The sequence below is a fragment of the Terrabacter sp. RAF57 genome, from assembly GCF_052113925.1.
In the GTDB taxonomy this organism is placed as follows: Bacteria; Actinomycetota; Actinomycetes; order Actinomycetales; family Dermatophilaceae; genus Terrabacter.
The window spans coordinates 52,349-66,470 of record NZ_JBFRDT010000006.1; the positions used below are offsets into that span (position 1 = coordinate 52,349).

Here is a 14,122-nt window from a genome sequence, read left to right on the forward strand (position 1 = left end):
CTACACCCGCTGGTCGAAGACGTGCCGGCGCACCCAGGCGTGCATCGCGATGGCAGCAGCCGCGCCGGCGTTGATCGAGCGGGTCGAGCCGAACTGCTCGATGTGGAGCACGGCCGTGCACTCGGCCCGCATCGGCTCGGACAGCCCGGGGCCTTCCTGGCCGAAGACGAGGACGCACCGGCGCGGCAGGTCGAACGTCTCGATGGGCACCGAGCCGGGCAGGTTGTCGACACCGACGAGGGCGAGCCCCTCGCCCCGGGCCCACGCGGCGAGCGCGGCAGCGTCCGGGTGGTGGTGCTCGTGCTGGTAGCGGTCGGTGACCATGGCCCCGCGTCGGTTCCACCTCCGCTTGCCGACGATGTGGAACGCGCGGGCGCCCATGGCATTCGCCGTGCGGATGACCGACCCGATGTTGAAGTCGTGGCCCCAGTTCTCGACGGCCACGTGGAAGTCGTGGCGTCGGGCGTCGAGGTCGGCGACGATCGCGTCGTGGCGCCAGTACCGGTAGGCGTCGACGACGTTGCGCCGGTCGCCGTGCTCGAGCAGCTCGGGGTCCCAGTGGTCGCCGGACGGGCGCGGGCCCTGCCACGGGCCGACCCCGACCGCGACGGTCGGGCCGTTCGGTGCGTCCGGCCCGTCCGGGGTCTCACCCCCTTCAGGCGATGCCACGGGTCCCCCTTCCGGTTCAGTCTGGTGTCACATCGGATGCCCGGAAGACTAACGACCGGGCGAACGGCCGGACGACCCACCGGGGCGGTCCGGTGGCGACAGGAGACCTGCCATGCGTACCACGACCCCGGCGACCGGCTCGGTCACCACGCTCGCCGCGACCGGCCGGAGCCGGTCATGAGCACCGCCGCCACCGTGATCCTCGTCGTGCTCCTCGTGCCGATCCTCGCGATCTTCGCGTGGATGGTCGTCACGGCCTCGATGATCAAGGTGCCGGCCGGCGCCCTCGGCCTCGTGCTCAAGAACGGCCGGGCGACCGACCACTCCCTGACGCCCGGCCGGCACTGGGTGCCGCTCCTGCGCAAGACGATGGTCGTCGAGTACCCGTCGGTGGAGATGGCCTATCGCGCCGGCGAGGACGCGTCGTCGGCGGTGTCGCAGCTCGACCGCACCGGCCCCAGCCTCAGCTGCGCCCTCGGTGACCGGGCCCTGGCCGGCGTCGCGTACACGGTGCGCTACGCGATCATCCCCGAGCGGCTGCGCACGGTGCACGAGCGGTTCGGGCCCGAGGGCGTCCACGGACTGGTCCGGGACGAGAGCGGCCGGGCGATCAGCCGGGCCCTGAGCGACCCCGCCGTCACGGTCGAGACCCTCTTCGGGCGCGCCCGGTCCGACACCGAGACCCGGCTCGCCGAGGCCGTCACCGCCGCGCTGGAGGAGCACGGCCTCCGTGTCACCGGCTTCGTGCTCGGGCCCGTCGACCTCGGCCGGACGGGGGAGGTCATCCAGGCCACGGTGCGCGCCACGTTCGAGCTCGCTCTCGAGGAGGCCGAGGCCGCCACCCGGATCGCCCAGGCCCAGAACGACGGCAGGCTCGAGCAGGAGATCACGACCGCACGCGAGGACGCCTGGCGCTACCGCGAGACCGACCTGTGGCGCGACCTCGTGCAGCGTTCGGACGGCGTCCAGGTGGGCCGTCGCCGTCCTGGCTACGGTCCCGGCCGGATGGGGCTCACGGTCCGCGAGGACCCTGCCGCTGCCCAGGGCGCCGCCGCGGCCGCCGACCAGCCTCCGGGCACTGAGCAGCAATGAACCGCGAGGGCTCCTTCGTCGACCGTCTCATCGAGATGGTCACGGTGCTCGTCCTCGGGCTCGCCACGGTCGGGACGGCCTGGTGCGGCTACCAGGCGTCCCAGTGGAGCGGGGCGCAGAGCACCGCGACGAGCACGTCGACCGACCAGCGCGTCGAGGCCAGCCGGCTGTTCGGCGTCGCGACCCAGAAGGTCAGCTACGACAGCAGCATGATCGCGCAGTACGCGCAGGCGGTGCAGGCGAAGAACACCCAGCTCGTCGCCTTCTACCGCGCGACCCTGATCCGCGAGGAGCTGCTCCCCGTCATCGACCGCTGGGAGGCCGAGATCAAGGCGGGAGGCACCCCCACGAGGCTCATCGACGACACGAGCTACATGAGCGCCCAGCTCGGGCCCTACGAGGCGGCCACCGCGAAGGCGGACGCCTCGGGCAAGCAGGCGCTCCAGGCCGGGGAAACGGCGCACGACTACGTCATCAACACGATCCTGCTCGCCGTCGCGCTCTTCTTCTCCGGCGTCCTGTCGAGCTTCCGCTACCGGCCGGCGCGCCTGCTGCTCGTCGTGGCCGCCATCGCGACCGTGGCCGTGGCCGCCGTGAACCTCGCGGACCTGCCCATCGCCTGACGGCGCGGCCGCGCGCGCAACGGGATCAGGAGGAGGACGGCACGCGCGCCGTCGTGGGCGCCGCAGCGTCCACGACCCCGAGTGTCCGGCAGGTGCCGTCACTCCTCCTTCGCTCCCGCGTCCATCGTGAACCGGGTCCGCGCGCCGACGGAAGGGACGTCGTCCCATCGATATCCCTTCGAGACCCGCTCGAGACCCCACAGCGCGCTGACAGCGCGGATTCAGGCGCTCCCGGGCACACGGCATACCCTGTCACCCATGCACGCACTCGCCTCCGTCCTGCCGGCCATCGCGCCGGCCCTCGGCCCCAAGTGGATGGACCCCACCTACCTGCTCCAGCAGTACGGCGAGGCCTTCTTCTGGATCGCCGTCGCCATCGTCTTCATCGAGTGCGGCCTCCTCTTCCCGATCCTGCCCGGCGACTCCCTCCTCTTCGCGGTGGGCCTGTTCATCGCCACCGGCCAGGTGCACGTCAACCTCGGCGTGGCGATCGTGATCCTGTGCGCGTCGGCCTTCCTCGGCAACGTCGTCGGCTACGAGATCGGTCGGGCCCTCGGCACACCGCTCTATGCGCGCGACGGCAAGGTGCTCAAGAAGAAGTACTTCGACCAGACGACCGACTTCTTCGACCGGCACGGCAACAAGGCCCTCGTCATCGGGCGGTTCGTCCCGATCGTTCGCACCTACATCACCGTCGTGGCCGGCGTCAGCCGGATGGAGCGCCGCCGCTTCTTCACGTGGAGCGCCGTCGGCGCCGTCCTGTGGGCGGCCGGCCTCACCCTCCTCGGTTACTTCCTCGGGCAGGCCTTCCCGCGGCTCACCGACAACATCGAGGTCGCGATCCTGCTCGTCGTCGCCGTGTCGCTGCTGCCGATGGTCTACGAGTTCGTCAAGCACCGCCGCAGGGCCAAGGCGCTCGCTGCCGAGACCGCCGACGCGGCGGGCGACATCGCGGACCACGCGACGGGCAGCGACCGCGCCTCCTGACCCCGCCTCCTGACCGCGTCTTGACGTGATGTCCTGACGCGCCTCCCGAGCCCGGGGCACACTGGTGCTGCAGGGGCGATAGGAGGACGTCATGGAGGCAACGACCGAGACCCCGCACACCGGGTCCGACCTCGGCGGCGCCTACCACCGCAGCGTGCAGTGGTGGTCGCAGCAGGTCGCCTCGGTGGCCGACGACCAGTGGGGCCTGCCGACGCCGTGCAGCGAGTGGACGGTGCGGGACCTCGTCAACCACGTGACGGGCGAGGACCTCTGGACCTCGCCGCTGATGCGCGGCCGCACCATCGCCGACGTCGGCAGCCGGCTCGACGGCGACCTCCTCGGTGAGGACGCCCGGGACGCCGCGGCGTCGGCCGCGACCGAGGCCCTCGGCACCGTCGCCGAGACGCTCCCCTCGCACGGCACCGTGCAGCTGTCCTACGGCGAGGAGTCGATGGACGAGTACGTCCGCCAGCTCGTGGCCGACCACCTCGTGCACGGCTGGGACCTCGCCGCGGCGATCGGGCAGGGCCGCGCGCTCGATCCGGGGCTCGTGGCCGACGTGGCGACGTGGTTCGCCCGCATGGAGGAGGCCTACCGCTCCGGCGGGGCCGTCGGACCGCGTATGCCGTCCAGCGGCGACGCGCAGACCGACCTCCTAGCGCGCTTCGGACGGGATGCCACGTGGGGCCCGAACCATGCGGGTTTCACCGCCTTCGTCGCGGCGTTCGGACGGGGCGACGTCGACGCGATCATGTCGCTCATGACCGACGACTGCGTCTTCGAGGCCACCGGACCGGCGCCGGACGGCCTACGCCATGAGGGCGCGACCGACGTGCGCTCGGTGTGGGAGTCGCTCTTCACCGAGACGGGCAGCCCGCTCTTCACGGCCGAGGAGTCCTTCGTCGCCGGCGACCGCGGGGTGCTGCGCTGGCGCTTCTCCTGGGTCGCCCCGGACGGCTCGCCCGGCCACGTGCGCGGCATCGACGTCGTACGCCTGCGCGACGGCAAGGTCTGCGAGAAGCTCTCGTACGTCAAGGGCTGAGCCCCGAACACCCTCCGGTCAGGCGCCGGACGTGCCCGGGCCGGCCGAGTCGGACGTCGGGTCGGGCTGGGTGGCACCGGGGGCCTGGGCCTGCGGCAGCGCGCCGGGCGCGCCCCCCGGCTGGGTCGACGAGCCGCCGACGGCACCGGGCTGGGTGGACGCCGAGACGGCCGGGGTGCCGGAGCCCCCGACGGCGCTGTCGCCCCCGAAGGAGACGCTCGGGGCGACGGCCTCGGTCGCGGGGGTCTCGAAGTACTCGGCGCGCTTGACGCCCGCCATGTTGGCGACGATGTTCGAGGGCACGCTCTCGACCTTGGTGTTGAGGTCCCGCACGAGGGCGTTGTAGTAGCGGCGCGAGCTCGCGATGCGGTCCTCGGTGCTCGTCAGCTCCTGCTGGAGGGCGAGGAAGTTCTGGTTGGCCTTGAGGTCGGGGTAGGCCTCGGCGACGGCCATGAGGCGACCGAGCGCCTGGCTCAGCTGGCCCTCGGCCTGCGCCGCCGCGGCGGGGGTCGACGCGCCCGACATCGCGGCGGACCGGGCCTGCATGACCTCCTCGAGCGTGCCGCGCTCGTGCGACGCGTAGCCCTTGACCGTCTCGACGAGGTTGGGGATGAGGTCGTGGCGACGCTTCAGCTCGACGTCGATCTGGCGCCAGCCCTCCTCGACCTTGTTGCGCAGGCCGATGAGGCCGTTGTACATGACGACGCCGACGACGGCGAGGAGCACGACGAGGCCGAGCAGGATCCAGACGATGATCATGGGTTCTCCCGATAGAGGGCGGCGAGTCGGTGTGCCGATCGAGCCGATCCTAGTGCTGGGCGCACGCGTGCGGACCGGGTCGCGGGTGCGACGCAGGCGCTGCCCGCCCGGTTCCTGTCGGTGCCGGGCCCTAGCGTGGACGCATGACGACGCTCCGGTTCACGGCCGACCTGTGGCGCTGGGAGGCGCAGACGGGATGGTTCTTCGTGACGGTCGGCGACGACGCGTCGGCGCGCATCCGCGAGGTCCCGCGGCCGCCGCGGGGTTTCGGCTCGGTGCGCGTCCGGGCGACCGTGGGAGCCACGTCGTGGACGACGTCCGTCTTCCCGGACGCGAGCCGGGGCGCCTACGTTCTGCCGGTCAAGAAGGCGGTCCGCCACGCCGAGGGTCTCGGCGAGGGCGACCCCGCCGACGTCGTCCTCGAGGTCCTCGAGTGAGCGGCCTCGACCCACCGGCCCGCAACCGGGTCGATCCCCTCGGCGACGTCGTCGCGGCCCCCGGGCGGGGCGACCTCATGGGCAACCGGGGCCGCCTCCACGACGGCGCCGGCACGCGCGGCGTCCGCCGGCACCACGTCGGACGCGCGTGGATCACGTGCCTGCTCGAGTTCCGCGACCGCCGCGTGCGGCAGTGGGACCCCAGCCACTACACGCCGCTCTTCTTCCTCGACGAGGCGCTCGCCCTCGCGGCCGGGCATCGTCCGTGCGCCGAGTGCCGTCGCGCCGACTTCGGCCGGTTCCGTGACCTCGTCGCGGCGAGCCATCGCACGACCCACCTGCCGGCGCCCGGTCTCGACCGGCTGCTCCACGACGAGCGCTGGGACCCGCGGCGACGCACCCGCCGGCTGCACGCGTACGCCTGGGGTGACGTGCCCGACGGCACCTACGTGCTGCTGGGTTCGGGTCCTGCCGTCGTCACCAACGGCGGCCTGCTGCCGTGGCTGCCCGACAACACGTATGCCGCCACGCCCGTCGAGCGACCCCGCGGCGGCATCGCGACGGTGATCACGCCTCCGTCGTCGGTCGAGGCGCTGCAGGCGGGTTTCGAGGTGCGCGTCGGGCGGCGCCCGGGCGGCCCTCAGGCGAGCCCGAGCTCCTTCAGCGAGAAGGCGTAGCGGTACTCCACGCCGGCCTCGGCGGTGATCCGGTCGCCGGCGCCGGTGGCGCGGTCGGCGATGGTGGCGACGGCGACGACCTCGGCGCCGTCCTCCCGGGCTGCCTCGACGGCGGCGAGCGGCGACGCACCGGTCGTCGTCGTGTCCTCGACGACGAGCACCTGTCGGCCCGTGATCGACGGCCCCTCGATGCGCTGCTGGAGGCCGTGCGCCTTGCCGGCCTTGCGGACGACGAAGGCGTCGAGGCGCTCACCGGCGGCCGCGGCCGCGTGCAGCATCGAGGTCGCGACGGGGTCGGCGCCGAGCGTCAGGCCACCGACGGCGGCATACGTGAGGTCCTTGGTCAGCTCGCGCATGACGATCCCGACGAGGGGCGCGGCCTCCCCGTCGAGGGAGATGCGGCGCAGGTCGACGTAGTAGTCGGCCTCCTTGCCGGAGCTGAGGGTCACGCGACCGTGGACGATCGCCTTCTCTCGGATGATCTCGAGCAGGCGGGCACGGGCAGCGGCGGTGTCAGTGACGGTCACGAGGCTCCATCGTAGGGCCCCACGTCAGTCGGACCGGAAAAGCGCTGTCGGGCGGGCGCGCCCGGGTGGTAGACATCCGGCGTGACGAGCGAGCCCGACGCGCTGGACGGCTGGCTGGCGGCGTCCACCCGGCAGCTCCTCGACGCGCTGCGCGAGGCCGGGCCGGAGCGCGGCTGCTGGACGTGGTGGGGCGACTCGCAGTCGCCCGGGACGTGCGGCGCGGTCGCGCGGCACCAGCTCCAGGAGATCGCGGTGCACACGTACGACGCCCAGCTCACGGTCGGTACGCCTCAGCCGCTCCCCGACGCCGTGGCCCTCGACGGTGTCGAGGAGTTCCTCTCCACGTGCTGCGCGACGACGAGCCCGTGGCCGCACGAGCCCGCCGTCGTCGACTACGCGGCGACCGAAGGACGCTCGTGGCGGCTCTGGGTCTCCGCCGACGGCGCACGCACCGCCCCCTTGCCCGAGACCGCCGGGCCGGTCGATGCCCGCGTCACCGGCACGGCGAGCGAGATCGTCCTCGCCGCGTTCTACGGCCGCCGTCCGCTGGAGGCACTGACGATCGAGGGCGACCGAGAGGTCATCGACCGGCTCATCGCCTGGGAGCCCGAGTAGCCCGACCGCGCGCGCCCTCGTGCAATGGGCGTATGCCGTCCTCCCACTTTCGGTGGGGGTGATCGTGCGGGCCGGTGGACAAACTGGAGGATCAGGCAGCCGCAGGATGGGAAGGACGAGTCATGGCCCCCCCGCACACCCCCGCTCGACGAGCCGTCCTCGCCCTCAGCACCCTCGTGGCCGGCCTGAGCCTCGCGGTCAGCTCCGTCGGGGCCGCGGCAGGCGCCGCCGCCTACCTCTACGTGGGCGGCGGCGGCTGCTCGGACACCGGTGCAGGCACGGCCGCGGTGCCGTTCTGCACCATCGCCAAGGCCGCGAAGGTCGCCGTCGCGGGGCAGACGGTGCTCGTCTCCTCGGGGACGTACACCGACGAGGTGTTCCCCTGGCACTCCGGCACCGCCGGCTCCCCCATCACCTTCCAGCCGGCCGCGGGCGCCGTCGTCACCATCGCGGGCGCCAAGCACGGTTTCACCATCTCCAACCAGAGCTGGATCACCGTGTCGGGCTTCACCGTCCGGGACACCACGAGCAACGCGTTCTACGTCTTCAACGCGACCGGCGTCCGGCTGTCGAACAACACGGCGCGGGGGTCGGGCAGCCCGGTGTCGGGCGCCACGGCATACGGCATGTACCTCAACTCGATGACCGGCTCGGTCGTCACCGGCAACCTCGTCACCGACAACTCGGCGTCCGGCATCTACCTGACGAACGGCTCGACCGGCAACCAGATCACGGGCAACGAGAGCTCGTGGAACGCGTACGGCTACGTGCGCAACGCGGTCGGGATCGACCTGCGGGCGCCCGGCAACCTCGTGAGCGGGAACCGCGTCCACGACAACGAGGACTCCGGCATCCAGTCCTACCCGGGCGGCGACCGCAACACGATCGTCGACAACGTCAGCTACCACAACAAGGGGTTCACGACCGCTGCCCTGACCAACTGCAGCCCCCCGCCGACCGGTAACACGGCCGGGTGCATCACCGGCGACCACGGCATCGACGACTTCGGCGTCACCGGCAGCTCCGTCGTCGGCAACACCGTCTACGACAACGTGGCGGCCGGCATCAACCTCGAAGGCGTGGCGTCGGGCACCCCGAGCGGGTTCACCTTCGCCGACAACATCTCGGTCGACAACGCGGCCTCGTGCCCCAACGGCGCGGGCGGCACGGTGAAGTGTCCCCGGACGAGAGGTGACATCCGCGTCGACGCGACGTCGCAGCTCGGCACGAGACTCGACTACGACCTCGTGAACCTCAGTGTCAGCGGCACGATGATGGTGTGGGGATCGACGTCCTACACGTCCCTGGCGGCGTTCCAGGCGGCGAGCGGACAGGAGTCGCACGCACAGCAGGCCGACCCTCGCTGGAACGGCCCCGCGCAGGCTGACTTCAGCCTCCGCGCCGGGTCGCCGGCGATCGACTCGGCCGACTCGGGCGCGCCCGGCCAGCCGGCGCTCGATGCCGCCGGCCGTCCTCGGGTCGACGACCCGAGCACCACGAACAGCGGGGTCGGCGTGCGCTCCTACGACGACCGCGGCGCCTTCGAGTACCAACCTCCGACAACGAGAGGGGCGACATCATGAGCGCGTCGACGACCTCCACCCACCGCTGGCAGCTCCTGCTCGGCGTCGCTCTGACGATGGTCGTCGCGCTCGGATCAGCCTTCGTCCTCACCGGCGCGGCACGCGGGGGCGCCTCGGCCGTGCAGAGCGCCGCGTCCCAGCCGCTCGGCGGTGACTGCCCCGATATCGGGTCACTCGTCGCGGCCGCCTCGACGACGACCGCGTCGACGACCGCGTCGACGACCGCGACGACGCACGGCGCGTCCGCGGCGGCCCTCCGTGCCGGGCTCGACACCGTTCTCTCCCGGGCCAGGGGCCTCGCGAGGACGACGGCCTCCGACGACGCCCGCGAGTCCGTGCAGAACCTCGCCGACGACCTGGCTGCCTACCGGCTCAGTGTGACCCGACCGGCCACCGACCGCCACGCCGACATCGCCGCGACCGTCCGCGCCGACCTGACCGCCCTGCGTCGGCTCTGCGGACACTGAGGCTCCGTCAAACGACGTAGACGCAGGTCCGGCCCACGCGGGTGTCCGGCGGAGGCGCGGCGGAGGATCGTCGAGTCATGAACGGACCACTCGTCACCTCCCTCGGCCACGCCGGACTGCGCATCGACGCGCCCGGCCTGCGGATGCTGTGCGACCCGTGGATGTCACCACGGGGCGCCTTCCTCGGGTCGTGGTTCCCCTTCCCCGACAACGCCCACGTGCGGACGCCTGCGATGCTCGACGCGGACTGGGTCGCCATCTCACACGAGCACCTGGACCACCTGGACCTGCCACTGCTGCAAGGGCTCTCGCCATCGACACGCCTCGTCATCCCGCGCTACCCCTCGAGGGAGATGCGCAACCGCATCGCCGGCGCGGGCCTGCGCAACGTCGTCATCGAGCTGGACGCGTGGGAGCGGCTGGCCCTGAACGACCGCGGTGACTGGGTGACGGTCATCCCCGAGCTCAGCCCCATGTGCCACGACGCCGCCATCCTCGTCCACGTGGACGGGCACGCCGTGCTGCACACCAACGACGCGCGGCTCAGCGTCAGCCAGCTCCGCCGGGCCGCCGAGGAGTGCGGGCGTCCCCTGGACGTCATGGGGGTGCAGATGTCCGGGGCTTCGTGGCACCCCATCTGCTACGACTACCCGCCTGAGGTCGTCGAGCGGATCAGCTCCGAGAAGCGCTTGGGCAAGTTCCGCGCGGTGACCCGCCTGCTGCGGTCGGCGCCCCCGAAGATCGTCATGCCGTATGCCGGGCCCCCCGCCTTCCTCGACCCAGCGGTCGCGCACCACAACGCCGCGGTCGGGGCTCCCGGCATCTTCCCCGACCAGGCCCAGGCGCTCGCGTTCCTGCGCGACCGGCTCCCGGGCCAGACCTCGCTCTACCTGCTGCCCGGCGACCGTCTCCACGTCGATTCCGGTGACGTCGAGCGCGATCCGACGTGGGCCGGCTTCTCCTTCGACGACACCTCCGAGTACCTCAGGGCGTATGCCGCCCGGCGCGCCGACGAGATCGCCGCGGTGTACGCAGAGCTGCCGGACCCCCCGCCGGAGAGCCGGCTGGGCGAGCGCTTCCGCGACCACTTCCTCGCGCTCGGAGCCCTGTCCGGCTACTTCCTGCAGAGGATCGGCATGACGGTGCGCTTCGAGGTCGTCGGCCGGGCGGGCGGCACGTGGGACGTCCGGTTGGGGCCCGAGACGACGGAGGTCGACCTGGCCCCCGTCGGTGGGACGCCCGGCTACCACCTGACGGTCGAGGCCCGCTGGCTCGATGCGGTGCTCACGGGTCGCATCCGGTGGGAGGACCTCTTCCTCTCGCTGCGCATCCGCGCCAGCCGGGATCCCGACGTCTACAACGACTACCTCGTCGGCCTGCTCAAGCACGCGGACCGGGACGCCCTCGAGGCCATCGAGGGCTACGAGACGCACCGGGACCCGACGGAGACCGTCATGCTGTCCGACGGCGAGAGCGACTACGTCGTGAGCCGCTACTGCCCGCACGCCGGGGAGGACCTCCAGTACGGCGCCGTCGTCCACGACGGGAGACTCCGGTGCCTAGGGCACAACTTCGAGTTCGACCTCGAGACCGGGACCTGTCTCAACGCCAGGTGCGACCCGCTCCAGGTGACCCGGGCGCCGGCGCCGCTGCCGTCCGGTCGCTGAGGCAGGGACCGGAGGGCGGGTCGTCGCGTCGTCGGCGGCGGTTCACTGGGGGTGGAGCAGGTAGACCGCGGTCTCGAGCAGCACGGCCACGGTGCGCGACAGCGACGGAGCGCAGAGATAGCCGGCATCGAGGTCCACCCGGCGCGGGACGACGTGCTCCAGGTACCACGTCTCGGGGTCCGGGGCGGGCTCGGAGGAGACCGCGGCGAGCGGGAGCTCGAGCACCCGTGAGTCGCGCATCCTGATCTGCGCGGGTCCGGTCAGTCCCGGGGTGGCCTCGAGCACCCAGCGGCACCCGGACGGGTAGCGGCGCGCCAACGCGACCGTCTCGGGCCTGGGGCCGACGAGGGTCATCTCGCCGCGAAGGACGTTGAGCAGCTGCGGCAGCTCGTCGAGCGACGTGCGCCGGAGCAGGGCCCCGACCCTCGTGACGCGAGGGTCGCGCCCCATCGTGATGTCGAGACCCTCGCCACCCGAGGTCATGGTGCGCAGCTTGAGGATGGTGAAGGGGCGTCCGCCCGCGCCGACCCGCTCCTGGCGGAACAGCACGGGCCCCGGGCTCGTCGTGCGGATCGCGACCGCCGCCGCCACGACGACCGGCGCGCTCAGCACGAGGGCCACCGCGGCGACCACGACGTCAAGTACCCGACGAGCGCGGCTGACCCGAGTGGGTTCCGTCGTGCTCAGCCGGTCCCGGCCGCGACGAAGACGACGTCGAACTGGCTCGTCACCGCGCGGACGTCGTGTCCCCGGTCCACCACGTAGGCCGACGGCGTCATGTGTGTCCACAGCCGCGCTCCCTTCTTCCGCCTCTGCTCCAGCGCTCTGGTCAGCGCGTTCGGGACGTCCCCCGGGTCGACGAGGGTGACGAGCTGGCCGCGGTAGTGCTGCGCCCAGGTCCAGATGTCGACCGCTCTCGCCCCCTCGGCGAGGGGGATGTCCACGTAGGTGTGCACGTCGGCCTCGGCGCTCGCGACATCGCCGGGGTACGCCCCGGGGTGAGCCAGTGCCTTGCGCGCCTGGAGGGTCACCCGGGTGCCCCACCGGCGTACGGCCTCGCGCCAGCTCTGCTGCATCGCGTCGTCGCGGGAGCTGCCCTGGGAGGCGTACCAGGCATCGTCCTGCAGACCCGGGCTGAGGTCGATGACGTCCACCCCGGAGGCGGCGTAGCCGTCGACCGCGGCGAGGCTCGCTCCGGGGCTCGTGCTCGTGGAGCCGGCACCGCACATGCGCATGACCGCCGTGGACGAGGCGGTCCACGACAGGCAGCCCAGCTCGGGGACGACCACGTCGATGAGCACCTTCGTGCCCGGCGAGGAGGCGTGGATGTCGGCGACGGTGCGCCTCAGCATGTCCGCCGCCTGTTCCGGGGTCGTGCCGTCGTGGTAGCCGAGCTCGTCGGCGACCTTGATGCCGGCCACCCCTCGGCGGCGCGCGAGAGCGAGGGCGGTGCGGAGAACCTGGCGGTAACGGGTCGGCCCTGCGAGGTAGGCCTTGACGACGTCGGACTCGACCCAGACGCCGGTCCCCGTCGCCCTGAGGTCGTCGACGAGCTCGGCGTACCGTCCGTCCGTGGGCGTCTGGGTGCCGAGGACGCTCGCCGCCCGTGGGGTCGCGCTCGGGGCCGGCGCACCGCAGCCGCCGGCGAGAAGGGCCGACGCCGCGACGACCGATGCCAGCACGCGCCTGGTCATCGCGGGGTGCCTGCCGTGAGCCGTCGCACGACGAGCACGGTGCTGACATCGGTGAGGAGGTAGGCGACGGCGCTGGCCACGGCTGCCCCGGTCACCCCGAACGACGGGATGAGGGCGAGGTCGAGTCCGAGTGTCGCGAGCAGGCCGACGGCCTGCAGCACCGAACCGGTGCCGGGGCGCCGGGTCCCCAGCAGGTAGCCGCCGGCCAGGCCTCCCGCGGGTGAGGCGCAGAGGCCGACGGCGATGATGGCGGCCGGCACGACGGACGCGACGAACTCCTGACCGTAGAGGGCCGGCAGCAGGGGTCCCGCGGCGAGCGCCAGCACGACGGCACCGACGATGCCCACGCCACCGAGCCACGGCAGCTGTCGACGCACGACCGTCGCGGAGGCCTCCGGCCCGAGGCGGGCGATCCGCGGATAGCTGACCCAGGTCACCGCGAGCGACGGCAGCCTGACGAGCTCGGCGAACTTCGAGGCCACGGCATACACGCCCAGCGGTGCCGGACCGGCGATGGAGCCCAGGACGAGGAAGTCCAGGCGCAGGTTGAGCAGGTTGACCAGGCCGCCGACCTGACCGAGCAGGCCGAACGACACGATGCTGCGGGCGAGCGGGCGGTCGGGACGCCCGGTCATCCGCATCCCCCGGCCGTGCACCTGGCGCACGAGACGAGCCCACCCCGCCCCGGCGACGACGACGTCGGCGACGATGAGCACGACGACGAGCAGCAGGGACCCGCGTAGTCCGAGCAGCCAGGCGACGCCGAAGGCGGGGAGGAAGGCTGCCTCCTCGCCGGCAGTGACCGCGTTGGACCCCTTCCGGTCGTCGAGCCCCTGGAGGCTCGACTTGGCGACGGCGAGCGGCAGCTGGGTCGCGACACTGACGCCGGCGAGGAGCATGACCAGCGTGCTCGCCGTCGGGAGCAGGACCGCGTGGATGACGGGAACGAGCAGCAGCCACACCGCGGTGCCGATCCCCATGCCGGCGCCGAGCAGCACGAGGATCGTGGGCCACAGCCGCGGGTGCCCCGCGTGCGGGCCGGCGAGGAAGTAGCCCATCGCACCCGGCAGACCACATGCGGCGAGGACGCCGACCAGACCCGGCAGGACGCGCAGCAGGGCGAGGACCCCGACGTCCTCGGCGCCTCCGACCCGCGCGACGAGGATCGTGCCGATCCCGAGCGCGACCACGGCGACGAGCCGGGCGCCGAGGTTGTCGAGGACGGCCCGCCCCGGGATGCGGAGGCGACGGGAGGCGTGGCTCGGGTTGAGACGCACCGACAC

16 protein-coding genes are annotated in these 14,122 nt (G+C 72.6%); 10 read left to right on the top strand and 6 right to left on the bottom strand.

The window, feature by feature from the left end:
- Positions 1–669, bottom strand: coding sequence for a TrmH family RNA methyltransferase (locus AB4Y83_RS09990; protein WP_442276047.1), 669 nt, complete (start codon positions 667–669; stop codon positions 1–3).
- Positions 670–846: 177 nt separating this feature from the next.
- On the opposite strand from AB4Y83_RS09990, the gene AB4Y83_RS09995 reads away from it, so the two are divergent.
- The 4 genes from AB4Y83_RS09995 to AB4Y83_RS10010 all read left to right on the top strand — a co-directional run bounded on the left by AB4Y83_RS09995 (position 847) and on the right by AB4Y83_RS10010 (position 4,413).
- Positions 847–1,761, top strand: coding sequence for an SPFH domain-containing protein (locus tag AB4Y83_RS09995; RefSeq protein ID WP_442276048.1), 915 nt, complete (start codon positions 847–849; stop codon positions 1,759–1,761).
- Positions 1,758–2,384 (top strand): hypothetical protein, encoded by a 627-nt coding sequence (locus AB4Y83_RS10000; protein WP_442276049.1) that lies wholly within the window; start codon positions 1,758–1,760, stop codon positions 2,382–2,384. Before AB4Y83_RS09995 ends, AB4Y83_RS10000 begins: the two co-directional genes overlap by 4 nt.
- A gap of 258 nt (positions 2,385–2,642) precedes the next feature.
- Positions 2,643–3,371, top strand: coding sequence for a DedA family protein (locus tag AB4Y83_RS10005; RefSeq protein WP_442296751.1), 729 nt, complete (start codon positions 2,643–2,645; stop codon positions 3,369–3,371).
- Positions 3,372–3,462: 91 nt separating this feature from the next.
- Positions 3,463–4,413: a TIGR03086 family metal-binding protein gene (locus AB4Y83_RS10010; protein ID WP_442296752.1), complete on the top strand. Its 951-nt coding sequence runs from the start codon at positions 3,463–3,465 to the stop codon at positions 4,411–4,413.
- 18 nt (positions 4,414–4,431) lie between these two features.
- Here the strand turns inward: AB4Y83_RS10010 and AB4Y83_RS10015 are convergent, their stop codons facing one another.
- On the bottom strand, positions 4,432–5,172 hold the full coding sequence (locus AB4Y83_RS10015) for a LemA family protein (protein ID WP_442296753.1): 741 nt from the start codon (positions 5,170–5,172) through the stop codon (positions 4,432–4,434).
- A 143-nt stretch (positions 5,173–5,315) separates the two neighbouring features.
- On the opposite strand from AB4Y83_RS10015, the gene AB4Y83_RS10020 reads away from it, so the two are divergent.
- Together AB4Y83_RS10020 and AB4Y83_RS10025 are read left to right on the top strand one after the other, a co-directional pair.
- On the top strand, positions 5,316–5,609 hold the full coding sequence (locus AB4Y83_RS10020) for a DUF1905 domain-containing protein (RefSeq protein ID WP_056772051.1): 294 nt from the start codon (positions 5,316–5,318) through the stop codon (positions 5,607–5,609).
- Complete coding sequence (locus tag AB4Y83_RS10025) at positions 5,606–6,286, top strand: hypothetical protein (protein ID WP_442296754.1); 681 nt, start codon at positions 5,606–5,608, stop codon at positions 6,284–6,286. The genes AB4Y83_RS10020 and AB4Y83_RS10025 overlap by 4 nt, the downstream gene beginning before the upstream one ends.
- Here the strand turns inward: AB4Y83_RS10025 and pyrE are convergent.
- Positions 6,250–6,813, bottom strand: a complete 564-nt coding sequence (gene pyrE, locus AB4Y83_RS10030; RefSeq protein ID WP_442296755.1) for an orotate phosphoribosyltransferase — start codon at positions 6,811–6,813, stop codon at positions 6,250–6,252. The genes AB4Y83_RS10025 and pyrE overlap by 37 nt on opposite strands.
- 81 nt (positions 6,814–6,894) lie before the next feature.
- Here pyrE and AB4Y83_RS10035 point away from each other — a divergent pair, with 81 nt between their 5' ends.
- The 4 genes from AB4Y83_RS10035 to AB4Y83_RS10050 all read left to right on the top strand — a co-directional run bounded on the left by AB4Y83_RS10035 (position 6,895) and on the right by AB4Y83_RS10050 (position 11,145).
- The gene (locus AB4Y83_RS10035; RefSeq protein ID WP_442296756.1) at positions 6,895–7,428 is read left to right on the top strand and encodes a maleylpyruvate isomerase family mycothiol-dependent enzyme; all 534 of its coding nucleotides are present in this window, start codon (positions 6,895–6,897) and stop codon (positions 7,426–7,428) included.
- A 122-nt stretch (positions 7,429–7,550) separates the two neighbouring features.
- Positions 7,551–9,011: a right-handed parallel beta-helix repeat-containing protein gene (locus AB4Y83_RS10040; protein WP_442296757.1), complete on the top strand. Its 1,461-nt coding sequence runs from the start codon at positions 7,551–7,553 to the stop codon at positions 9,009–9,011.
- Positions 9,008–9,478 carry a hypothetical protein gene (locus AB4Y83_RS10045; protein WP_442276057.1) on the top strand — a complete coding sequence of 157 codons (471 nt, stop codon included), beginning with the start codon at positions 9,008–9,010 and terminating at the stop codon, positions 9,476–9,478. Before AB4Y83_RS10040 ends, AB4Y83_RS10045 begins: the two co-directional genes overlap by 4 nt.
- A gap of 77 nt (positions 9,479–9,555) precedes the next feature.
- Positions 9,556–11,145: a Rieske 2Fe-2S domain-containing protein gene (locus AB4Y83_RS10050; RefSeq protein ID WP_442296758.1), complete on the top strand. Its 1,590-nt coding sequence runs from the start codon at positions 9,556–9,558 to the stop codon at positions 11,143–11,145.
- 42 nt (positions 11,146–11,187) lie between these two features.
- On the opposite strand, the gene AB4Y83_RS10055 is transcribed toward AB4Y83_RS10050, so the two are convergent.
- Genes AB4Y83_RS10055 through AB4Y83_RS10065 form a run of 3 tightly spaced genes read right to left on the bottom strand, consistent with a single transcriptional unit; the run spans position 11,188 to position 14,122 of the window.
- Positions 11,188–11,832 carry a sugar transferase gene (locus AB4Y83_RS10055; protein ID WP_442296834.1) on the bottom strand — a complete coding sequence of 215 codons (645 nt, stop codon included), beginning with the start codon at positions 11,830–11,832 and terminating at the stop codon, positions 11,188–11,190.
- Positions 11,829–12,839 (bottom strand): hypothetical protein, encoded by a 1,011-nt coding sequence (locus tag AB4Y83_RS10060; protein WP_442296759.1) that lies wholly within the window; start codon positions 12,837–12,839, stop codon positions 11,829–11,831. Before AB4Y83_RS10060 ends, AB4Y83_RS10055 begins: the two co-directional genes overlap by 4 nt.
- A complete protein-coding gene (locus tag AB4Y83_RS10065) occupies positions 12,836–14,122 on the bottom strand; it encodes a lipopolysaccharide biosynthesis protein (RefSeq protein ID WP_442296760.1) in 1,287 nt (428 codons plus the stop codon). Before AB4Y83_RS10065 ends, AB4Y83_RS10060 begins: the two co-directional genes overlap by 4 nt.